The organism is Streptomyces sp. NPDC046379 (assembly GCF_055587785.1).
Genome location: NZ_JBVJFP010000003.1, coordinates 62,533 through 84,962, shown reverse-complemented (window position 1 = coordinate 84,962; position 22,430 = coordinate 62,533). Strand labels below are relative to the sequence as shown.

Here is a 22,430-nt window from a genome sequence, read left to right as displayed (position 1 = left end):
GTCGGTCAGGCCTCCGTTCCGGTGCTCTCAGCCGGAGCGGCAGCCGCGGGGGCCTCGGCCTTGGGGGCCTCGGCGCCGGCAGCCTGCTGCGGCTTGCGACCGCGCCGCTCGCCACCGCGGCCACCACGGGCCGGGCGGTCGGAGCCGCCACCGCGGGCCGGGCGGTTGCCCGCACGGGCGGCGGCGTTCTCGGCGCGGACCTCGGCGATGTTCTTCACGTCGCCCTTGTAGATCCAGACCTTCACGCCGATGCGGCCGAAGGTCGTCTTGGCCTCGAAGAAGCCGTAGTCCACGTTCGCGCGGAGCGTGTGCAGGGGCACACGGCCCTCGCGGTAGAACTCCGAACGGGACATCTCGGCGCCGCCGAGACGGCCACCGCACTGGATCTTGATGCCCTTGGCGCCCGCCTTCATCGCCGACTGCATGCTCTTGCGCATGGCACGGCGGAAGGAGACGCGGGAGGACAGCTGCTCGGCGACGGCCTGGGCCACCAGCTGAGCGTCCGTCTCCGGGTTCTTGACCTCGAGGATGTTCAGCTGGACCTGCTTGCCGGTCAGCTTCTCCAGGTCACCGCGGATACGGTCGGCCTCGGCGCCGCGGCGGCCGATGACGATGCCGGGACGCGCGGTGTGGATGTCGACGCGGACGCGGTCACGGGTGCGCTCGATCTCCACCTTGGAGATGCCGGCGCGCTCCATGCCGGACGTCATCATCCGACGGATGGCGACGTCTTCCTTGACGTAGTCCTTGTACAGCTTGTCGGCGTACCAACGCGACTTGAAGTCGGTGGTGATGCCGAGCCGGAACCCGTGCGGGTTTACCTTCTGGCCCATTACCGGGTTCCTTCCTTGCTGCTGACGACCACCGTGATGTGGCTGGTCCGCTTACGGATCCGGTAGGCACGGCCCTGGGCGCGCGGCCGGAACCGCTTGAGGGTCGGGCCCTCGTCGACGTAGGCCTCGGAAATGAAGAGGCTGTCGACGTCGGTGTGGTCGTAGTTGTGCGCGGCGTTGGCGATGGCGCTGTCGAGCACCTTGCCGACCGGCACGGAGGCGGCCTGCGGAGCGAATCGCAGGACCGCCTGGGCCTCCGTGGCGTCCATGCCACGGATGAGGTCCACCACGCGGCGGGCCTTCATGGGCGTGACGCGGATGTACCGCGCCTGGGCCCTGGCTTCCATGGTTGTCCCTTCAGTTACTTACGTGTCTGAATGCGATCCGCTGCTAGCGGCGCTTCGACTTCCGGTCTTCCTTGACGTGACCCCGGAAGGTGCGCGTCGGCGAGAACTCGCCGAGCTTGTGGCCGACCATCGACTCGGTGACGAACACCGGGATGTGGGTCTTGCCGTTGTGCACCGCGATCGTGTGGCCGAGCATCGCCGGGACGATCATCGAGCGACGGGACCAGGTCTTGATGACGTTCTTGGTGCCGGCTTCGTTCTGCGAGTCCACCTTCTTCATCAGGTGGTCGTCGACGAAGGGCCCCTTCTTCAAGCTACGAGGCATCTCAACCCGTCCTTAGCGCTTCTTGTTCGTCTTGCGGCGGCGGACGATGTACTTGTTCGACGCCTTCTTGGGCGAACGAGTACGGCCTTCCTTCTTGCCCCACGGGGAGACCGGGTGGCGGCCACCGGAGGTACGGCCCTCACCACCACCGTGCGGGTGGTCCACCGGGTTCATGACCACACCACGCACGGTCGGGCGAACGCCCAGCCAGCGCTTGCGGCCGGCCTTGCCCCAGTTGATGTTCGACTGCTCGGCGTTGCCGACCTCGCCGACGGTGGCGCGGCAGCGCACGTCGACCAGGCGGATCTCTCCGGACGGCATGCGGAGGTGGGCCATCGAGCCCTCCTTCGCGAGCAGCTGCACGGAGGCGCCGGCGGAGCGGGCGAACTTGGCGCCGCCACCGGGGCGGAGCTCGATCGCGTGGATCGTGGTACCGACCGGGATGTTGCGGAGCGCCAGGTTGTTGCCCGGCTTGATGTCGGCCCCGGGACCGTTCTCGACGCGGTCGCCCTGCTGCAGGTTGCGCGGGGCGAGGATGTAGCGCTTCTCGCCGTCGGCGTAGTGCAGCAGCGCGATGCGCGCGGTGCGGTTGGGGTCGTACTCGATGTGCGCGACCTTCGCCGGCACGCCGTCCTTGTCGTGACGACGGAAGTCGATCACGCGGTAGGCGCGCTTGTGTCCGCCACCCTGGTGGCGAACGGTCACACGACCGGCGTTGTTACGGCCGCCCTTGCTGTGCAGCGGGCGGACCAGCGACTTCTCCGGCGTGGACCGCGTGACCTCGACGAAGTCGGCGACGCTGGCGCCACGACGGCCAGGAGTCGTCGGCTTGTACTTGCGGATACCCATTTCTCAGTCCTCGTCCGATATCGGACGATCCGGACCTCCGTCAGGAGGTCGGACCGCCGAAGATGTCGATACGGTCGCCCTCGGCGAGGGTCACGATCGCGCGCTTGGTCGCGGCACGCTGGCCGAAACCGGTGCGGGTCCGCTTGCGCTTGCCCTGGCGGTTGATCGTGTTGACCCCGGTGACCTTGACCGAGAAGACCGCCTGCACGGCCTCCTTGATCTGGGTCTTGTTGGCACGCGGGTCGACGACGAACGTGTACTTGTTCTCGTCGAGGAGCGCGTAGCTCTTCTCGGAGACGACCGGCTTGAGCAGCACGTCACGGGGGTCCGTGTACGACTTGCTCAGCGGCGTCTCGACGGTGTTCTTGCCCTCTGCGGCGTGGCGACGCGCCTTGGCGACGCGCGCGGCCTTGGCGGCCTTGGCGGCCTTCGAGGCGATGGAGGGGTGACGGATAGCCATCAGGCCTCGCTCCCTTCGGTGTCGGTGGCCTTCGGGCCGGACACGAAGGACTCGAAAGCGGCCTTGGTGAAGACCACGTCGTCGGAGACGAGAACGTCGTACGTGTTCAGCTGGCCCGGCTCCAGGATGTGGACCTGGGGCAGGTTGCGGGCGGACAGCCACGCGGCCTCGTCGGCGCGGTCGACGACCAGGAGCAGGTTCTTGCGCTCGCTGATCTTGCCGAACAGGCTCTTCGCGGCCTTCGTGGAGGGGGTCTCGCCCTCGACCACGCCGGTGACGACGTGGATGCGGTTGTGACGCGCCCGGTCGGTGAGGGCGTGCCGCAGGGCGGCGGCCTTCATCTTCTTCGGGGTGCGCTGCGAGTAGTCGCGCGGCTGCGGGCCGTGGACGACGCCACCGCCGGCGAACTGCGGGGCGCGGGTCGAGCCCTGACGGGCGCGGCCGGTGCCCTTCTGGCGGTACGGCTTCTTGCCGCCGCCGCGGACCTCGCCACGGGTCTTGGTCTTGTGCGTGCCCTGACGGGCAGCGGCCAGCTGTGCGACGACGACCTGGTGGATCAGCGGGATGCTGACCTTCTCAACGCCGAAGATCTCCGCGGGGAGCTCGACGGAACCGGCCTTGTCGCCCGCCGGCGAAAGGATGTCAACAGTGCTCATCGGTTACCTCAGGCCCCCTTGGCCGCGGTGCGGACCAGGACGAGGCCGCCGTTCGGACCGGGAACCGCGCCCTTGATGAGCAGCAGACCCTTCTCCGCGTCAACGGCGTGGACGGTCAGGTTCTGGGTGGTGACCCGCTCGTTGCCCATGCGACCCGCCATGCGGAGGCCCTTGAACACACGGCCCGGGGTGGCGCAGCCACCGATGGAACCGGGGGAGCGGTGCTTACGCTGGGTGCCGTGTCCGGCGCCGAGGCCCTTGAAGTTGTGACGCTTCATGACACCGGCGAAGCCCTTGCCCTTGCTCTTGCCGGTCACGTCGACCTTCACGCCGGCCTCGAACACCTCAGCGGTGATCTCCTGGCCGAGCGTGTACTCGGAGGCGTCCGCGGTGCGGATCTCGACGAGGTGGCGACGGGGAGTGACGTCGGCCTTGGCGAAGTGGCCCTTGAGGGGCTTGTTCACCTTGCGCGGGTCGATCTCGCCGAAGGCGATCTGGACCGACTCGTAGCCGTCGGTGTCGTTCGTACGGACCTGGGTCACGACGTTGGGGCCGGCCTTGACGACGGTGACCGGAACAACACGGTTGTTCTCGTCCCACACCTGCGTCATGCCGAGCTTTTCGCCCAGGATGCCCTTGATCTGCTTAGCCATCGTTCAGATCACCGGCCTCAGAGCTTGATCTCGATGTCGACGCCGGCCGGGAGGTCGAGTCGCATCAGAGAGTCAACGGTCTTGGGGGTCGGGTCGAGGATGTCGATCAGGCGCTTGTGCGTGCGCATCTCGAAGTGCTCGCGCGAGTCCTTGTACTTGTGCGGCGACTTGATGACGCAGTACACGTTCTTCTCAGTGGGCAGCGGCACCGGGCCCGCGACCGACGCACCAGTGCGGGTCACCGTCTCGACGATCTTCTTCGCCGAGCTGTCGATGACCTCGTGGTCGTAGGCCTTGAGCCGGATGCGGATCTTCTGTCCCGCCATGGCTACTCAGTAGTCCTGTCTCTCTACAGCTCTGGAACCCGGTGTTCCTGTCTCTCTTCTCCGACCCACGCGGTCGGGCGTGTCGCGCTCCCACTGACACAGATGCCCCTTGTTCGAACATCCCTGCGGGGGGATTGCACACGGCCCTACCGGAACCGCGAACCGGGGACGAAAAGCCCACCGGGCGCCTGGCCGGCGCCGCGCTCACGCTTCCCGGAAGATTCCCGTACGTCCGCCCCTGATCAGGGACGACGAGTACTGTGGGACTCGCTTCCGGTCCTCCCGGCGGGAGGCGCGCAGCATCAACACTCGACCGAGCAACTCGGCTAGTCTGCCATAGGCGATGGGGCGCTGGCCAATCGGGCCGAGGAGAATACCCCGGGAGTGACGCAGGTCAAACGCGGGAGGCGTTCGAGCCGAACGCCATGGACCGGCCACCCCCCCTGCCGCGCCCCGCTGTCAAGGCGATGGACGGCATGCCCGGCGTCCACGATGGTGTCCGCCGCCCTGCGTGCCGGCGTACGCGCCCGGCCCTCACGCGCCACCGAGGGGGTCCTGACCGCGGGGGCATCGCCCATACATCGCGCCTTCAACGGATCCCCTGGATGAGGTGATCCAACGCCGCGTCTGCGGTATCGCCCAGCAGTTCTGCACTGTCCATCCCCATGTAAACGGCCCCGGCCTCGGAAATCCCCAGATAAAAGTTTCCCCGGGAGACGTCACCTACGGGGTAAAGAAAAGTTCCGACCTCCTCGCTGAGATACTCGAAGATTTCGTAGTCCCATTTGGCCAGCGTGGGATCGAGCCGGAACGGCAGTCGAGCCACCGTTCTGCCAGGTCCTTTCTGATCGATCTCCAGACCACCGAACTCGCTGAGGAATCGTCGGGCCGCCGCGTGGGCCACGTATCCCTCGTCCGCTTCCTGGAGATCCTGCTCCCATTGTGCTGTGGAGACTGCACGTCCCGGATACCACCCGGACACCCGCAGCGCCCAGTCCGTCTCGGCGGACCACCTGGGCGCTCCGTCCGCTCCAAGTGCGGCACCAAAATCATCGGGCAGCTCAAGATGATCGCCCGCCGGCACAAAGGGCAGTGGAGCATCAGTTCGCCGCTCCATGACAAGCTTCTCGAGCGCACCACTCGCCGTATCGGCGAGTAGTTGAACACTTCGCCGCCCTACGTACACGCAGCCGCCCGGATCCATCGCGAGATGACTCTCCCCGCGGTCGACCCGGCCGATGGGATACAGGTGTGCGCCGACTTCGGCACTCATCTCCCTGAATGTATTCCCCAGTTCAGCAAGTTCCTGAACGACCGGGTCAAGGCCGCAAGGCGCGAGCCTGAAGGGAGACTGCGGCATCACGGGCCCGGGTGTCCAATCGTCCGTCGCCAAGCCGCCGAACTCACCGAGAAACCCCCGCGCCGCGTCATGCATACCGAAACCGCCGTTCAGGCGAAGCGGCTCCTCCCACCTCTCGACAGGGACGCGCCGACCGGGATACCACCCCGCTGACCGGAGTACCCGATAGGTCAAGGGGGACCATCCGGGAAACAACTGGCCACTCATTCCCACATCACCGCCGTAATTCCGAACTGATCAAGCACGTTCTTGCATGAGGAACATGGTTCCTTCGGTCTCTGGTGAGCGGGATTACCCGGTGCCCGCACGTTGACGGCAGCCATTACGCCGCCCCGCGGGTCGACTCCCGCCTTCATGGCATTCGAGAGCGCTTCGGCCTCACCACACTTCCCGTGCTGCCCGCCTACCCGTACATCATCCGGCACTCTGTCATAGGCGGCTCGCACATCCGGGTGCAGGTCATGTTCACCGCCGCCTTTGATGCTTGCGCCGTCGAACGGCTGCTTGTGGCCGGGGACCGACAGACCCGCCGCACTGGTCGGACGCGTGTTCTTGTTCGCGCCTGGGCGTGCTTGTTCCAGGTCAGCCCGCCTCTCCGCAGCGTCCCTCGCAGCGGTAGGGCAGGCCGGGGACAATCCGAACGGATCGACCGCGGTGAACGGGTTGGGTACGTATGCGCGAGGATTGGGCCCGGGAGCCAGGCCCAGGGGGTCCACGGAGACGTACTGGGCGGTCTCGGGGTCGTAGTGGCGTTGATAGTTGTAGTTGAGTCCCGATTCGAGATCGTGGTATTGACCCGGAAAGCGAAGGGGGCAGTACGCGCCATCGGCGTCACGGTCATCGAGAGGTGCGCCCCACACGGTCGAACGAGCTCGCCATGCCGGCTCCCCGTGCTCGTCGATGAGCTCGGTGGGGGTGCCGACGACATCCGCGATGATCGAAAAGAACTGGTCGTCCACCCACTGCTGAGGCGAATCCGGCGCCAGGACCCTCTGTACCTGCGTGACCGGGCTGAACCGGTCCCGCTCCCAGTCCCAGACCGTGCAACTCGGTGCTTGATCGCCCGAGCGCGTGACCTGTTCCGCCAGGACGAATCCGTCCCAGGCGAAGGTCACCTCCTCCAGGACGGTCTGCCCGTCCGGCGCCAGTCGCTGTTTCGCGGTACGGCGGCCGAAGGGGTCGTAGTGGTAGATCCACCGGCTGCCGTCGGGCGTGGTCACGCCGACGAGGCGGTCCTGGCTGTCCCAGGTGTAGCGCCACACGTCGGGTTTGCGTGAGAGTCGCTTCTTACGCCTGACCACCACCCGGCCCTGGGTGTCGTACTCGTAGCGGATGTCTCCGGCTCGGCGCTCGACAGGCGCGGAGCGCAGGAGCCCCTGCTCCGGCCTCTCGTTCTCCTGCCACTCACCGTTGGTGAGATTGCCCGCCGCGTCGTAGGCGTAGCGTTCCGTCCAGGTCGCCGCACGCACCCCGGTGACGCGCCCCGAGCCGTCGACATCGACGAGCCGGTCGCCGTTCAGCAGGTCGGTGATCGCGCTGACGGTTCCGTCGGGGCGGTAGCGGTAGGTGCGGTGCTGGAGGGGCCGGGGTGCAGGCGCGTCGGGAGATGCGGCGGCGCCGGTGGTCAGGGTCTGTGCGGCCAGTCTGCCGTCCGTGCCCCAGGTCTGGGTCAGAACGGCCGTGTCCGTGCGCCGCTCGGTCTCGCGTCCTGCCTCGTCATACGCGAACGTGACGGTTCGACCCGCCGTCCTCAGCAACGTCGGCCGGTCACGCCCGTCGTACTCCCAGACGCTTTCGGCGTTCGACGGGGTTACGCGGCGGGTGCGCCTGCCCAGCACGTCGTAGGCCGAAGTCACGGTTGCGCCGTTGCAGGTCTCCGCGAGGATGCGCCCGCGTGCGTCGCGCTCGTAGGTCAGCTCCGCGCCGGGTCCGATCACATGGCGCAGATTGCCGACCCGGTCATAGGTGTAGGTGGTGATGCCTTCCGGCGTACGCTGCTGCACCACCTTGCCGAACTCGTCGCGGACGTAGTCGATCGTCTCGCCCGCGCCATTCGTCTGCGCGACGAGGCGGCCGGCCGCGTCGAACCGGTAGCTCTGAACGCGTCCGTCGAAGTCCTGCTCGCGAACCAGCCGGCCGGCCTCGTCGTAGAAGTACCGCCAGACGGCACCGGTCTGGTTGGTGATCGAGGTGACGCGCAACTGGCCGTCGTAGGCGAACGCGAGGCGAGAACCGTCTGGGTCGACGCGAACCGTGGGGAGGTCGAACTCGCCGTACTCGAAGCGCGTGATCTGCCCGAGGACGTCCGTGTGCTCGACCAGGTTGCCCTCGCCGTCGTAGAGGCGCCGCTCCGTGCTGCCGTCCGGCAGTACGCGGCGGCTCAACCTGCCTTCCGGCGTCCACTCGAAGCGCGTGACCGATCCGTCCGGGCCCGTCTGGGCGATGATCCTGCCGAAAGCGTCCCGCTCGTACCGTGTCGTCGAGCCCTCCGCGTCGGTGACCGCGACGGGCTGGCCTGCCGCGTCCGGCTCCAGCACAGCGGTGCGGCCGGCGGCGTCGGTGATCGCGACGACGGCGCCCGTGCGGTCGTACCGGTAGGAGACACGAGCGCCGACGGGGTCCGTCTCGGAGATCAGATTGCCGTGCGCGTCGTACTCCATGCGCCAGACGTGCCCGTCGGCCTGAGTGACGGCGACGGGATCGCCGTACTCGTTGTTTTCCGCGAGTTCGCGGCTTCCGTCGGGCCGGACGATCGCGGTGGGAGCTCCCTGCTCGTCGTACTCATAGCGGGTCGTCCGGCCGAGCGGGTCGGTGCGGGACAGCAACCGGTTGTAGCGGTCCCACTCCGAGTACGTGCTGTGTCCGAGAGGATCGGTCTGTGCGACGAGTTGGTACAGCTCGTTGTACCGGTAGGTCGTGGTGTGGCCGAGGGCGTCCGTGTAACGCGTCTCACGGTTCTCGGTGTCGTAGCCGATCGTGCAGGAGAGTCGGCCCTGTGCGCCTTCACCACGGACGCACCGGTCCTGATCGTCGTAGGTGAATCGGTACCAGCAGCCGTTGCGGTCGGTCCAGGACGTAATGCGAGCCCTGTCGTCATACGTCAGCTTGAGGGGAAGACCGCTGGAGTTGCGGATCTCCGTGAGGTGGCCCTCGGGGCTGTAGTCGAAGCTTCTGAGAAGCGTGCCCTCCGGTCCGTCCTGCGGGTTGCGCAGCCTCAGGCGGACGACGCGACCGCCATCGGTATCGACGTCGATCCGCCGACCGGCGGAGTCACGTACGGCGATGGGAACGCCCTCGGGGTCCCGCTCGAAGTCGATGCGTAGGCCGTTGCGGTCGGTGACGGCGGCAAGAGGAAGTGTGAATTGCTCGTCCTCGGCTGCCGGAGCCTGACGGGGGGCGAAATGACGGGTGAGCCCGGTCGCCGGATCAGTGATGCGGATCGTGGCGCCTGGCACGCCGTCCCAGTCCAGTGGCCAACGCGGACCCTCGAGTGGCATGGCCGACGAGCCCCGAACGGGCACCGGATAAAGAAGGATCATGCCGTCCTCGGTGGCGAGAACGGCACCCTCCGCATCGAGTTCCAGGCGCTCGTCGAGCGTGGAGGCCCACGACGGGCCGAAGGAACGACCCCATCGATACGTCGACAGATGCGTACGGCGCAGAACCACGGGGAGGAGTCCCGGCAGCTCGACGTCGGTCTCCTCCATGAGCATCTCGCCGGAGACCATGTCGATGGGGTCGCCGTTCTTGCATCGCCCCGCAGCGGGCTTGCTCCTTGCCGCTGCGTCGTCCGCCCCGTTCCTGAGGCCCCCCTTGCCCAAGCCCTTGGCCATGGCCTTGAGCCCGCCCGCGCCCAGGCTTTTGACGCCCTTGGCCAGGCGGCCGAGGGTGGTGATCCCTTTGAAACCGGGTATGCATTCCAGCGCAGCGAAGGCGACGTCCCATAGGGAAGCCTCGCCCTTGGCGTATTTATGAAGCGTGTCGGCGAGCAGGACGAGCGCCGCGACCAGCACGATCGCACCGAGGATCGGGCCGCCGACGATCATCACGACGATGCCCAGAACCGCGACGACGACCTTGCAGACCGCGACGATCGTGTCCCAGTTGTCGACGAACCAGTCGCCGACCTCCTCCCACCACGACCGGTTCTGAATCCCCGCGTCCGACGCCTCGTCGATCTTCCGCTTCGCCTCACGGGCCGCCTCGTCACGCATCCTGCGCGCGTCCTCGGCCATCTTCTTCGCCGCGGCCAGCGCGTCCTGCGCGGCCGAGACGTCCGACTGAGCCGCCGTCTGCGCCGACTTGGCGTTCTGCACGTCACGGGTCGCGGCCCGGACCTTCGCCTCATCGGGCTTGTCACCGTCGGTCTTACGCCCGGACGGGTCGTCCTTGTACTTGTCGGCTTCCCTGCCGGCCCGGGTCACCCACGACTCGGCGGACGCCAGCCTCGACTTCGCCGCGGACAGATCCTGCTGCGCCTCCCGCGCCTTGACCAGCGCCCGGTCCGCCAGCGCCTGCGCCCGCTCCAGCTCCGGCCAGAACGCCGCCAGCGCGTCCCCGCACAGCTCGTACGACTTCCTCAGCTTCTTCAGGTTCTTCGGAACACCCGAGAACTGTTCCCTGAACACGGCCGCGGACTTCCCCGCCCACTCCAGCACCGTGTCGTCGTCCGCCATCCCCTTGACCAGGCGCAACGCCTCGGACACGTCGTCGGCGAAATCGTGCAGCTGCTTGGCCAACGACCGCACACGGACCGGATCCCCCGGCGTCGGATCCCCATCCAGATCCAGCGGCTCCCAGTCCCGCGGCCGATAACCCGCCATGCAACAACCCCCGTCACCTGCTCAGCGCCCACCAACAGCCGTGTGCACCCGGAAACCTACAAGGCGCGGCAGACTGAAGGCGGGCCGGCTGCGGGGAGCGGCTCGTAGCGCCTCACGGCCGCGCTCCATATACGGTCCCCAGCGGTATATGAAGATGGTCACGCGAGGCCTTCACGTCCAAGTCCCTGGTCGGCATCGACGACGACAAGCCAACCTTCGCCCAGCGGCACTCGGCACCAGGACCAAACGGGAGACCATCGACCGCGCGCTGACCATAGCGTCCGCAATCAGCGCCGACGACCACGCGCGTGCCCTGCGCTGGCTCCGGGAGAACGCCGACGCGTTCGTGGACTTCGATGTCCTCGCGGATCGAGAACAGGCGGGCCCGTGACGTGTCTGGCGGACGCCTCCGCCGTATGGCGGCTGCTGCGCGGGCAGCTCGGCTCTCCCTGGCCCGACCGCGTGGCACGAGGGCTGGTCGCCATCTGCCCGCCCGTCGAAACGGAGCTGATGCCCGGCCTCCGCTCCGACCGGGACTACGAGCCCTTCTTCACCATGCTGGGCCAGACCTTCGGCTGGGTTCCCGCGCTGGACGACCCTTGGGCAAAGGTCGTCGAGGTGCAGCGGGACTTGGCGAAGATCGGCCATCATCGCGGCCCCTCCCTCATCGACATCCTGATCGCCCTGACCGCCGAGCACCATCGCCTGACCGTCCTCCACGTCGATGACGACGTCGCGGCCATCGCCAGAGTGCGGCCGAACGTGCTCATGGTTCGGGGCGAAACACCAGGCAACGGACCCCGGGGCGAACCTCTCGCAATGCCGAACCGATCAGCGGGTCGGGTTCTGTCGCGATGGGTGCGCTGCACCTGTCGGCGCGTCTGCCCCCATCGGGCACGGGGTGCGATCGGCCGCTCGCCGGCTACGAGTCCGTTCGCCCGTCGACCGAGTCATGAACGCCTGCGCCGCAACGACCGCCGGACCCACCCGACCGTCTCCCCGGCGTTCATGCGCCAGACCTCCAGCCTGTTGCGCACCGTCGAGACGACCATCCACCCCTTGAGCCACAGCGGCAGCCGCTTGAAAGGCACATGGTCGAGGACATCGTTGACGGCGTTCACGGCGATGCTCCTACGGCCCGGACCTGCCGCCCGCAGCGAGGCGTACAGCTCTGGCGTCAACTCGCCATGGCGCCGGGCCGCGACACCCGCGGCGGTGTAGGCGAACCCGCGTTCGGCCGCGTCCGGCAACTTCATGGCCCGGACGATCCGTGGCGACGCCTCCTCCAGGGAGCAGTTGAACGCCAGTCCGATCACCGCCGTTCCCAGACGCCGCTCGCCCCGCTCGTACGCCGCGTCCCACTCGGCCGGGTCGTCGATGCCCAGCAGTCCCTCGCCGCTCTCCCAGTTCACCGAGAGCCTCCCCCTCCCCTCACCCCGTGAACCGAAACGTCGACGTCACCGCGTCGAAGATGTCGAAGAAGGACTCCGCGAGGTCCAGCACCTGGCTGCTCCCCGCCACCAGCGCGACCTTGCCGTCCTGGCCCGGCACCGGGATGAACGTCTGCATCAGCACCGCGCGGACGGTGCGGTTGAGGGCGTCGTCCGGGACGGGGATGTCCTCGATGCCGTACGTCCGGGCCGCCGGGCCCACCCCGGGGATGTCGACGGTCGTCACCTTGCGCCAGGAGTCGCCCTCCTTCTTCGCCTCCTTGGCCGAGAGGCCGGCGGCGATGGCGGCCGGGTCCGTCGACAGCGGCTCGCCGTCCCGGGTGCGGCCGCCGACCAGCGACACCGTCACCGATCCGGTGATCGGCGTCCCGCCGCCGAAGGTCTCCGCCATGCAACCGCAGTACAGCGCCCCCGACTTCCAGGCGTCCGCCGCCGCCTTGCGCAGGAAGGTGAGGTACGTGTCCCGGTGCGGGGCCAGCTCCGGGTGCTGTTCGACGCGTTCGTTCACCATGCGCCGGATGGAGTCGTCCCGCGACTCCGGGCGCACGTCGAACTCCCACCACGATTCCGGCACCTTGATCCGGAATCCGCCGCGCTCGATCGTGAGCGCCTCCATGTAGCGGGCCATGATGTCGCTTCCCCGTTCATCCGTCGGACGGTGCATTCGTTCACGCGGGCGCGTCCAGCACTCAGTGCGTGCACACGCGTACACGTCAGCACGTCATCGCGCGCCGGGGTCATCGTGCCACCGCCGCCGGACACGGCCTTGCGCACACCCGGAAACGCACTGGTCTGAACCAACCCCTTGCCCCCACCCCTCCCCCGCCGCAAGCTCCTGACATGGAGCTGGAGTTGCGGCATCTCAAAACGGTCCGGGCGATTGCCGACGCCGGCAGTCTGACCAGGGCGGCGACGGTCCTCGGGCTCGCGCAGCCCGCGTTGAGCGCACAGCTCAAGCGGATCGAACGCGCCCTCGGCGGCGCCCTGTTCGAGCGTGGTCGGCACGGTGTGCGGGCCACCGCTCTCGGCGAGCTCGTGCTCGAACGCACCCGCATCGTGCTGCCCGCGGTCACCGAACTCCAGCAGGAGGCGGCCCGGTTCGCGCGCACGCCCCGCACCAGCGGGCGGTTCCGGCTCGGCGGCACGCACGGTCCGCTGCTCGGGGCGCTGGTGGACCGGCTCGCGGACACCGCGCCCGACGCCCAGGTCACGACCTGCGCCTCCTGGTCGGAGCGCGAGCTGGCCGACTTGCTCACCGAGGGGCGGCTCGACTACGCCCTCGCCGGGACGTGCGGGTCCGCGGCGCCGCCCGGCGGGGAGCACCTGGTCTGGCGGGAGGTCGCCGTCGATCCGGTGTTCGTCATGCTGCCCGACGGACACCGCCTGTCCGGCCACCGCGAGCTGGACCTCACCGACCTCGCGCACGAGGAGTGGGCCTGCGTCCCCGGCGACGGCTGTTTCGGGGACTGCTTCGCCGCCGCCTGCGCCCGCGCCGGGTTCACGCCGCGGCGGATGTACGAGACCGACACCTCGTCGCTCGTGCACCTGGTGCAGGTGGGCCGTGCCGTCGGGCTGTGCCGGGCGACGTTCCCGGACACGCCCGGCATCGTCACCCGCCCGCTCACCGGAACGCCCCTGGCGTGGCGGCATCTGCTGGGGTGGCACGCGGCCACGCAGCAGCCCGGCGCCGCGGGCGGCGTCCTCGCCCAGGCCCGGCTGGCCCACGCGAGCGTCGCCGCCCGCAGCGACACGTACACCGCCTGGCTGGCCGCCCACCGGGTTCCATAACACCGGGGAGGGGGGTCGGCCGACGTCTTACGGGCGTCGCGCGACGCCTCCTACGGTTTCGGCACCTCCCCACCCGAGACCGAGGAGATCCCCCATGCTCCAGCGACACGTCCGAGCCGCCAGAGCCGCGGGCGCCGCCGCGGTGACGACGGCCGCCCTGCTCGTGGCCGGGCTCAGCGGCTCCGCGAGCGCCGGGCCGGCCGTCGTCGGGGCGGCGCCCGCACCCGCCCCGCAGTCCGCCGCCGAGACCCTGCGCGCCGACGCCGCCCCGCCCGCCCTGCTCCGGGCCATGCAACGCGACCTGGGCCTGGACCGGCGGCAGGCGGAGCGCCGCCTCGTCAACGAGGCGGAGGCCGGCGCCACCGCGGGACGGCTGCGGGCCGCGCTCGGCGGGGACTTCGCGGGCGCCTGGGTGAGCGGCGCCGAGTCCGGCAGGCTGACCGTGGCGACGACCGACGCCGCCGACGTCCGCGCGATCGAGGCGAGCGGCGCCGAGGCCGCCGTCGTCGCCCGCTCCCTCGCCGCTCTCGACGCGGACCGGGCCCGCCTGGACAGCGCGGCCGAACGGGTGGGCGCCGCGGACGCGCCGGTCCGGTACGTCGACGTCCGGACGAACACCGTCGTCGTCGAGGCCGTACGGCCCGCCGCCGCCCGCGCCCTCATCAAGGCCGCCGGCGTCGAGGGCGTCCAGGTCCGCAAGATCGCCGAGCGGCCCCGGCCGTTCTACGACCTGCGCGGCGGCGACGCCTACTACATGGGCTCCGGCGGCCGCTGTTCCGTCGGCTTCCCGGTCACCCGCGGCGCCCAGCAGGGGTTCGCCACCGCCGGCCACTGCGGTCGCGCCGGCACCAGCACCAGCGGCTACAACCAGGTCGCCCAGGGCAGCTTCCAGGCCTCGACCTTCCCCGGCCGCGACATGGCCTGGGTCGCCACCAACTCCAACTGGACCGCGACGCCGTACGTCAAGGGCGCGGGCGGCCAGAACGTGCAGGTCACCGGCTCGGCCCAGGCGGCCGTCGGCGCGTCCGTCTGCCGTTCGGGCTCCACCACCGGCTGGCACTGCGGCACCGTCCAGCAGCTGGGCACCAGCGTCACCTACCCCGAGGGCACCATCTCCGGCGTCACCCGCACGAGCGTCTGCGCCGAGCCCGGCGACTCGGGGGGCGCGTACATCTCCGGCAGCCAGGCGCAGGGCGTCACCTCGGGCGGCTCGGGCAACTGCAGCAGCGGCGGGACGACGTACTTCCAGCCGCTCAACCCGCTCCTCCAGTCGTACGGGCTCACCCTGAAGACCACCGGCAGCGGCCCCGGCGAGCCCGGTGAGCCCGGTGAGCCGGGCGAACCCGGCGGCACCTGGGCCGTCGGCACCGTCTACCAGGCGGGCGCCACGGTCACGTACGGCGGCGCCACCTACCGCTGCCTCCAGGCCCACCAGGCCCAGCCGGGCTGGGAGCCGCCGAACGTACCGGCGCTCTGGCAGCGCGTCTGACCGAACCACCGCCGACCGACCGGCCCGGGCGCCTGAGGGGTGCGCCCGGGCCGGTCCGCGTCATGCGTCGGGACCTCCCCCGCACGCGCACTCGCCCCGCACCCGCCCCGCCCGTCGACCGGTCGGCCCGATCGACCGGTCGGCCCTCGCTCAGTGCCCGCGCCCAGCGGCCGCCCTCCCCCCTTCGACCGGGCTTCACCCGGCCGCGCCCGGACCCGGACATGCGAAAGGGCCCGTACGACCGGAGTCGTACGGGCCCTCTCAGGCTTTCAGGTCAGCAGACCCAAGAGGCCGAGCAAGCGGACTTACTTGACGATCTTGGTGACCTGGCCGGCGCCGACGGTCCGACCACCCTCACGGATGGCGAACTTCAGGCCCTCCTCCATGGCGACGGGCTGGATCAGCTCGACGCGCATCTCGGTGTTGTCGCCCGGCATGACCATCTCGGTGCCCTCGGGGAGGTGCACGACACCGGTCACGTCAGTCGTACGGAAGTAGAACTGCGGGCGGTAGTTGTTGAAGAACGGGGTGTGGCGGCCACCCTCGTCCTTCGACAGGATGTAGGCCTGGGCCTCGAACTCGGTGTGCGGGGTGACCGAACCCGGCTTGATGATGCACTGGCCGCGCTCGACGTCCTCGCGCTTGATGCCACGGAGGAGCAGACCGACGTTCTCACCGGCCTGGCCCTCGTCGAGCAGCTTGCGGAACATCTCGATGCCGGTGACCGTGGTGGTGGTCTTCTCGGTCTTGATGCCGATGATGTCGACGGTCTCGTTGACCTTCAGGACACCACGCTCGATACGGCCGGTGACGACCGTACCGCGACCGGTGATCGTGAAGACGTCCTCGATCGGCATGAGGAACGGCTTGTCGACGTCGCGCTCCGGCTGCGGGATCGACTCGTCGACAGCCTTCATCAGGTTGAGGACGGACTCGACCCACTCCTGCTCGCCCTCGAGGGCCTTGAGCGCGGAGACGCGGACGACCGGCAGGTCGTCGCCCGGGAACTCGTACTCGGAGAGGAGCTCACGGACCTCGAGCTCGACGAGCTCCATGATCTCCTCGTCGTCCACCATGTCGGCCTTGTTCAGGGCGACGACGATGTAGGGGACGCCGACCTGGCGGGCCAGGAGCACGTGCTCCTTGGTCTGCGGCATCGGGCCGTCGGTGGCGGCGACCACGAGGATGGCGCCGTCCATCTGCGCCGCACCCGTGATCATGTTCTTGATGTAGTCCGCGTGACCCGGGCAGTCGACGTGGGCGTAGTGACGCGCCTCGGTCTGGTACTCGACGTGCGCGATGGAGATGGTGATACCGCGCTGACGCTCCTCGGGCGCCTTGTCGATGTTGTCGAACGGGGTGGCCTCGTTCAGGTCCGGGTACGCGTCGTGCAGCACCTTGGTAATGGCGGCCGTGAGGGTCGTCTTACCGTGGTCGATGTGACCGATGGTGCCGATGTTGACGTGCGGCTTAGTCCGCTCGAACTTCGCCTTCGCCACTGGGGTCCTCCTGTGGAGTGGTTCTGTACGCCTTACTTCATCGGCGCCAGGTGATCTTTGCTGTCAAAACCCGGAACCCGGGGCATTCACCCGGGAATGCGGGGGAATGCCCCGTGAGGCTCCGGAGTCAAGCCTACGGCGTGGACGCGAGGTCCGTTACTCGCCCTTGGCCTTCGCGATGATCTCCTCGGCGACGTTCCGCGGAACCTCGGCGTAGGAGTCGAACTGCATCGAGTAGCTTGCGCGACCCGACGTCTTGCTGCGGAGGTCGCCGACGTAGCCGAACATCTCCGACAGGGGCACGAGGCCCTTCACGACACGGGCGCCCGCCCGCTCCTCCATGGCCTGGATCTGGCCACGGCGGGAGTTGATGTCGCCGATGACCTCGCCCATGTAGTCCTCGGGCGTGGTGACCTCGACGGCCATCATCGGCTCCAGGAGCACGGGGGAAGCCTTGCGCGCGGCCTCCTTGAAGGCCTGCGAACCGGCGATCTTGAACGCGAGTTCGGAGGAGTCGACCTCGTGGTAGGCGCCGTCGAGAAGCGTGACGCGAACGCCCGTCATCTCGTAGCCCGCCAGGATGCCGAACTGCATCGCTTCCTGGCAGCCGGCGTCGACCGAAGGGATGTACTCCTTCGGGATGCGACCACCGGTCACCTGGTTCACGAACTCGTAGGACGCGTCGCCGCCCTCGATCGGCTCGATCGCGATGATCACGCGAGCGAACTGGCCGGTGCCACCCGTCTGCTTCTTGTGGGTGAACTCGACCTTCTCGACCGACTTGCGGATCGTCTCACGGTACGCGACCTGCGGCTTGCCGACGTTGGCCTCGACCTTGAACTCACGGCGCATACGGTCGACCAGCACCTCGAGGTGCAGCTCGCCCATGCCGCCGATGATGGTCTGGCCGGTCTCCTCGTCGGAGTGGACCTGGAAGGACGGGTCCTCCTCGGCCAGGCGCTGGATCGCGACGCCGAGCTTCTCCTGGTCGCCCTTCGACTTGGGCTCGATGGCGACCTGGATGACCGGGGCCGGGAAGTCCATGGACTCCAGGATCACCGGGGACTTCTCGTCGCACAGCGTCTCACCGGTCGTGGTCTGCTTCAGACCCATGACCGCGACGATGTCGCCGGCGCCCACCGACTCGATCTCCTCACGCTTGTTCGCGTGCATGCGGTAGATCTTGCCGATGCGCTCCTTGCGGCCCTTGACGGAGTTCAGCACGGCGGTGCCGGACTCCAGACGGCCGGAGTACACGCGGACGAAGGTGAGCTTGCCGAGGTGCGGGTCGCTCATGATCTTGAACGCCAGCGCCGACAGCGGCTCGTCGTCGGACGGCTTGCGCTTGACGACCGTCTCCGGGTCCTTGACGTCGTGGCCCTCGATGGCCTCGATGTCGACCGGCGACGGCAGGTAGCGCACGACCGCGTCGAGCAGGGGCTGGACGCCCTTGTTCTTGAAGGCGGTGCCGCAGAACACCGGGGTCACCGTGGTGCCCTGGCCCTTGCCGGAGGCGATGGTGATACGGCGGATCGCCGCGTACAGCTGCTCCTCGGAGGGCTCGGTGCCCTCCAGGTACAGCTCCATCATCTCCTCGTCGTTCTCGGCGACGGCCTCCAGAAGCTTGCCGCGGTACTCCTCGGCAGCCTCCGTGTGGGTGTCCGGGATGTCGACGACGTCGTACATCTCGCCCTTGGTGGCCTCGGCCGACCAGACCAGGGCCTTCATCGTCACCAGGTCGACGACGCCCTTGAAGTCCGCCTCGGCGCCGATCGGCAGCTGCATGACCAGCGGCTGCGCGCCCAGGCGGTCGGAGATCATGTCGACGCAGCGGTGGAACTCGGCACCGGTGCGGTCCAGCTTGTTGACGAAGCAGATGCGCGGAACGCCGTAGCGGTCCGCCTGACGCCACACCGTCTCGGACTGGGGCTCAACGCCGGCGACGCCGTCGAACACCGTCACGGCACCGTCGAGCACGCGCAGCGAACGCTCCACCTCGACGGTGAAGTCGACGTGGCCCGGCGTGTCGATGATGTTGATGGTGTGGTCGACGTTCTCCAGCGGCCAGTGGCAGGTGGTGGCAGCAGAGGTGATCGTGATGCCACGCTCCTGCTCCTGCTCCATCCAGTCCATGGTGGCAGCGCCGTCGTGGACCTCACCGATCTTGTAGGACACACCGGTGTAGAACAGGATCCGCTCGGTGGTGGTCGTCTTGCCCGCGTCGATGTGGGCCATGATGCCGATGTTCCGCACCCTGGCCAGGTCAAGCGAAGTGGTAGCCATAAGGCTTTCGTCTTCTCTCGGTCTCGATGTGGGTAGCGACTACCAGCGGTAGTGCGCGAAGGCCTTGTTGGACTCGGCCATCTTGTGCGTGTCCTCGCGCTTCTTCACAGCGGCGCCGAGGCCGTTGCTCGCGTCGAGGAGTTCGTTGAGCAGACGCTCGGTCATGGTCTTCTCGCGACGGGCGCGGGAGTAACCGACCAGCCAGCGCAGCGCCAGGGTGTTGGCACGGCCGGGCTTGACCTCGACCGGGACCTGGTAGGTGGCGCCACCGACACGGCGGGACTTGACCTCGAGGGTCGGCTTGATGTTCTCCAGAGCGCGCTTGAGCGTGATGACCGGGTCGTTGCCGGTCTTCTCGCGCAGGCCCTCCATGGCGCCGTAGACGATGCGCTCGGCGGTGGAGCGCTTGCCGTTCAGCAGCACCTTGTTGATCAGGGAGGTCACCAGAGGGGAGCCGTAGACCGGGTCGATGATGACCGGACGCTTCGGGGCGGGGCCCTTACGAGGCATTCTTACTTCTCCTTCTTGGCGCCGTAACGGCTGCGAGCCTGCTTGCGGTTCTTGACACCCTGGGTGTCGAGCGAGCCGCGGATGATCTTGTAACGAACACCCGGCAGGTCCTTCACACGGCCGCCGCGCACGAGCACGATGGAGTGCTCCTGCAGGTTGTGTCCCTCACCCGGAATGTAAGCGGTGACCTCGATCCCGCTGGTCAGACGCACACGCGCGACCTTACGCAGGGCCGAGTTCGGCTTCTTCGGGGTGGTCGTGAACACACGCGTGCAGACGCCGCGACGCTGAGGGGAACCCTCGAGTGCGGGCGTCTTGTTCTTCTCGACCTTGTCCTGCCGGCCCTTGCGGACCAGCTGCTGGATCGTAGGCACTACTTCTCCGGTTTCTGTGTGCCGATGGGTACAGCTAACCTGGAACGTCGCCGACCCACGCGGTCGGGTGTGTCGAATCCCGCGGACTCCCGCCGCTAGGCGAAAAGAAGCGCAGATTACGGTGGCCGGTAGCAGCCCCACGTGCGGTTTCAAGGCACGCACGAGGGCCAGGGCACACCCCAGGCACAAGGTCTGAGCGTACCCACCGCATCGACCTGGGTCAAAAGAAGCGGTTCCCGGTCGACGCACCGGGCTGATCGGCCAGGAATTCGTCACAGACAGTGGCGGATGTTCCGGATGATACCGCCGCCCTAGGCGGAGCCGGCCCTCCGCTCCAGGCGGATCATGCGCGCCCGCACCGACTCCAGCTGGGCCTGGTCCGCCGCGGGCAGGGTCGTCCAGAGGGCGACCAGCTCACGGCCCATGCGGAGGCCCTCGACGGGGTCGGTGACCTGAAGCCAGGCAGCCGCCGCGTTCCGCACGCTCTGCAGCGCCTGGGGGTCGTCGCGGTCCCTGCGGTCACGGGCTATGTCGAGAGAGCCTTCGAAGGCTCGCCGACTGTCGCCGGCGACGAACGCGACGTACGCGCTCAGCTCGCGCAACCGCAGTACCTCGGGCGACTCGCGTCCCAGCCGCTCGGTGGCCTCGGTCACGCTCTGCCGCGCGAGAGTGGCGGCCCATTCGATACGACCGGACTGAAGCGCCTCATGAATCCTTGCCGCCGGACCGGCGACCGGATCATCCGCGAACGGCGCGGGCGAGGGGGCCGCGGGCGGTGCGGACGCTACGGCGGGCTCGGGCGCGGGGGCCGGAACCGGCGCTTGGGCGCGCGCGGGGGCCGGGTCCGGGGCTGGTCCCGGGTCGGGAGCGGGTGCTGGGTGCGGAGCGGGTGCTGGGTGCGGAGCGGGTGCCGGGTGCGGAGCGGGTGCCGGGGCAGGTCCCGGGTCGGGAGCGGGTGCCGGGGCGGGGGCAGGTCCCGGGTCGGGAGCGGGTCCCGGGTGCGGAGCGGGTGCCGGGGCAGGTCCCGGGTCCGGGGCAGGTGCCGGGTCGGGAGCGGGTGCCGGTGCCGGGGCAGGTCCCGGGTCGGAAGCGGGTGCCGGAGCCGGGTCGGAAGCGGGTGCCGGGGCCGGGGCAGTCGCCGGGGCCGGGGCGGGAGCCACGGCTGGGGCGGGAGCCACGGCTGGGGCGGCCGTCGCCGGATCCGACGGCGGTGCCGAGGTCGGTGCCGGGACCCTGGCCGGCCCCGGTACCGAGGGCGGGGTCGTCGGAAGCGGCTCCGCCCTGTCCGCCGGACGGGTGTTTCCGGGCTGTGGTGCGGTCATGGGCGCCGGGGCGGAGACGGATGGGAGCGCCTCTGCCGCCGGGCGGGGCCGGGACACGGGCTCGCCCGGCATCGGCACCGGCCGAGCCAGGAAGCGGCTCGACCCGTCCTCCAGCACCTGCAGGGGCACGATGGCCCCGATCCGCTCGTCGTACACCGTGGCCGACACCGGCTGCCCCGACGTCAGGGCGAGCCGGTACAGGTAGTCGAGGACAGCGTCCTGCGGTTGCTCCCCCACCCCCGCCACGACAGGACGACCGCCTATCTCCGCGAACCCGTCGGCGTGCACCCGCACGTCGACGGCAACGGGCCCGGGAGCCGGCGGCGGAGTCCCTTCCGGAGTCCCTTCCTTCCGCTTTCGACGGTTGAACACGGACATGGGAGCCTCACTCAGTTCTTTCGCACGGGCGGAGACGAAGCGGACGCGGGGGCGGAAACGGAGGGGGACGGCACTGCCGCCACGGTCACCTTCACGTCCGCGACCCGCCAGGGGCCGCCACCCGAACGGGACAACTTGACCGAGGCCATGAGCCGAGGGCCGTCGCCGGTCCAGCCGTCCCGGCCCCGTGCCCTGCCGTCGACGAAGACCTCCCGGTAGGCGACGGACGCGGTGTCGGCCGGTACGTCGCCGTCGTCACCGTCGTCGAAGGTCAGCCGCACCGTTGTCCATGCCTTGTGCTCCGCCCAGACGCTCCACTCGCTTCCCGTGCCGCCGGCCGGTGTGTGCTCGCGTTCGGCGGCGGCGCGTTCGGGGACGAGATAGCGGGAGCCCCGGAGCACCGCGTCCTGCGGCCCCGCGTCGTACGCGGTGTCATGGCTGTACGTGAGGATGGCCCAGGCCCGGGTGACGGAGGTCGGGTCCTGGTCGTCCACCCGCGGCGGGGAGGGGACCCTGGCTCCCTCGTCGAGCGGCTTGCCCCGGGGGACGGGAGCCTTGGGCGTGAAGCTGCCGGAGACCGCCGGGTCCGGCCCCGCGCCCGTGCCGTCCGTCTCGTCCCCGAGGCTCTTCAACCCGCAGCCCGTCAGCACGGCCGAGCCGACGACGGCCACGACTGTCACGGCGATGGCCTTCCGCACGATCCC

20 protein-coding genes are annotated in these 22,430 nt (G+C 69.1%); 2 read left to right on the top strand and 18 right to left on the bottom strand.

Features of this window, described 5'->3' with window-relative positions:
• Window positions 1-5: 5 nt before the first annotated feature.
• The 12 genes from rpsC to ACZ6KF_RS07230 all read right to left on the bottom strand — a co-directional run bounded on the left by rpsC (window position 6) and on the right by ACZ6KF_RS07230 (window position 12,711).
• Window positions 6-833 (bottom strand): 30S ribosomal protein S3, encoded by an 828-nt coding sequence (gene rpsC / locus ACZ6KF_RS07285; protein WP_356627493.1) that lies wholly within the window; start codon window positions 831-833, stop codon window positions 6-8.
• Window positions 833-1,180, bottom strand: coding sequence for a 50S ribosomal protein L22 (gene rplV, locus ACZ6KF_RS07280; RefSeq protein WP_006130776.1), 348 nt, complete (start codon window positions 1,178-1,180; stop codon window positions 833-835). Before rplV ends, rpsC begins: the two co-directional genes overlap by 1 nt.
• Window positions 1,181-1,223: 43 nt before the next feature.
• Window positions 1,224-1,505, bottom strand: a complete 282-nt coding sequence (rpsS, locus tag ACZ6KF_RS07275; protein WP_039656232.1) for a 30S ribosomal protein S19 — start codon at window positions 1,503-1,505, stop codon at window positions 1,224-1,226.
• A gap of 12 nt (window positions 1,506-1,517) precedes the next feature.
• Entirely contained in the window at window positions 1,518-2,354 is an 837-nt protein-coding gene (gene rplB, locus ACZ6KF_RS07270; RefSeq protein WP_030811669.1) for a 50S ribosomal protein L2, read from the bottom strand.
• Window positions 2,355-2,394: 40 nt separating this feature from the next.
• Complete coding sequence (rplW, locus tag ACZ6KF_RS07265; protein WP_356627494.1) at window positions 2,395-2,814, bottom strand: 50S ribosomal protein L23; 420 nt, start codon at window positions 2,812-2,814, stop codon at window positions 2,395-2,397.
• Window positions 2,814-3,470 (bottom strand): 50S ribosomal protein L4, encoded by a 657-nt coding sequence (gene rplD, locus ACZ6KF_RS07260; RefSeq protein WP_356627495.1) that lies wholly within the window; start codon window positions 3,468-3,470, stop codon window positions 2,814-2,816. The genes rplW and rplD overlap by 1 nt, the downstream gene beginning before the upstream one ends.
• An 8-nt stretch (window positions 3,471-3,478) precedes the next feature.
• Window positions 3,479-4,123 (bottom strand): 50S ribosomal protein L3, encoded by a 645-nt coding sequence (gene rplC, locus ACZ6KF_RS07255; protein ID WP_356627496.1) that lies wholly within the window; start codon window positions 4,121-4,123, stop codon window positions 3,479-3,481.
• A gap of 17 nt (window positions 4,124-4,140) precedes the next feature.
• Complete coding sequence (gene rpsJ / locus ACZ6KF_RS07250; protein WP_003948644.1) at window positions 4,141-4,449, bottom strand: 30S ribosomal protein S10; 309 nt, start codon at window positions 4,447-4,449, stop codon at window positions 4,141-4,143.
• Window positions 4,450-5,038: 589 nt separating this feature from the next.
• Window positions 5,039-6,016: an SUKH-3 domain-containing protein gene (locus ACZ6KF_RS07245; RefSeq protein WP_469237649.1), complete on the bottom strand. Its 978-nt coding sequence runs from the start codon at window positions 6,014-6,016 to the stop codon at window positions 5,039-5,041.
• Window positions 6,013-10,557 carry a DUF6531 domain-containing protein gene (locus ACZ6KF_RS07240; protein WP_469237874.1) on the bottom strand — a complete coding sequence of 1,515 codons (4,545 nt, stop codon included), beginning with the start codon at window positions 10,555-10,557 and terminating at the stop codon, window positions 6,013-6,015. The genes ACZ6KF_RS07245 and ACZ6KF_RS07240 overlap by 4 nt, the downstream gene beginning before the upstream one ends.
• Before the next feature lie 1,025 nt (window positions 10,558-11,582).
• Complete coding sequence (locus tag ACZ6KF_RS07235; protein ID WP_469176242.1) at window positions 11,583-12,044, bottom strand: hypothetical protein; 462 nt, start codon at window positions 12,042-12,044, stop codon at window positions 11,583-11,585.
• 19 nt (window positions 12,045-12,063) lie between these two features.
• Window positions 12,064-12,711: a hypothetical protein gene (locus ACZ6KF_RS07230; protein ID WP_356627501.1), complete on the bottom strand. Its 648-nt coding sequence runs from the start codon at window positions 12,709-12,711 to the stop codon at window positions 12,064-12,066.
• Window positions 12,712-12,923: 212 nt separating this feature from the next.
• On the opposite strand from ACZ6KF_RS07230, the gene ACZ6KF_RS07225 reads away from it, so the two are divergent.
• Both ACZ6KF_RS07225 and ACZ6KF_RS07220 read left to right on the top strand, forming a co-directional pair.
• Entirely contained in the window at window positions 12,924-13,871 is a 948-nt protein-coding gene (locus ACZ6KF_RS07225; RefSeq protein ID WP_356627502.1) for a LysR family transcriptional regulator, read from the top strand.
• Window positions 13,872-13,965: 94 nt separating this feature from the next.
• On the top strand, window positions 13,966-15,360 hold the full coding sequence (locus tag ACZ6KF_RS07220) for a carbohydrate-binding protein (RefSeq protein ID WP_469237646.1): 1,395 nt from the start codon (window positions 13,966-13,968) through the stop codon (window positions 15,358-15,360).
• Window positions 15,361-15,665: 305 nt separating this feature from the next.
• Here ACZ6KF_RS07220 and tuf read toward each other — a convergent pair whose 3' ends face one another.
• From tuf to ACZ6KF_RS07190, 6 genes are all read right to left on the bottom strand, one after another.
• On the bottom strand, window positions 15,666-16,859 hold the full coding sequence (gene tuf / locus ACZ6KF_RS07215) for an elongation factor Tu (protein ID WP_356627504.1): 1,194 nt from the start codon (window positions 16,857-16,859) through the stop codon (window positions 15,666-15,668).
• Between the two features lie 156 nt (window positions 16,860-17,015).
• Window positions 17,016-19,142, bottom strand: coding sequence for an elongation factor G (fusA, locus tag ACZ6KF_RS07210; protein ID WP_356627505.1), 2,127 nt, complete (start codon window positions 19,140-19,142; stop codon window positions 17,016-17,018).
• 39 nt (window positions 19,143-19,181) lie between these two features.
• Window positions 19,182-19,652, bottom strand: coding sequence for a 30S ribosomal protein S7 (gene rpsG, locus ACZ6KF_RS07205; RefSeq protein ID WP_003998848.1), 471 nt, complete (start codon window positions 19,650-19,652; stop codon window positions 19,182-19,184).
• Window positions 19,653-19,654: 2 nt separating this feature from the next.
• Window positions 19,655-20,026 carry a 30S ribosomal protein S12 gene (rpsL, locus tag ACZ6KF_RS07200; protein ID WP_003948652.1) on the bottom strand — a complete coding sequence of 124 codons (372 nt, stop codon included), beginning with the start codon at window positions 20,024-20,026 and terminating at the stop codon, window positions 19,655-19,657.
• Window positions 20,027-20,337: 311 nt separating this feature from the next.
• On the bottom strand, window positions 20,338-20,679 hold the full coding sequence (locus ACZ6KF_RS07195) for a hypothetical protein (protein WP_356627506.1): 342 nt from the start codon (window positions 20,677-20,679) through the stop codon (window positions 20,338-20,340).
• A 1,058-nt stretch (window positions 20,680-21,737) separates the two neighbouring features.
• The gene (locus ACZ6KF_RS07190; RefSeq protein WP_469237644.1) at window positions 21,738-22,424 is read right to left on the bottom strand and encodes a hypothetical protein; all 687 of its coding nucleotides are present in this window, start codon (window positions 22,422-22,424) and stop codon (window positions 21,738-21,740) included.
• Window positions 22,425-22,430: the final 6 nt, after the last annotated feature.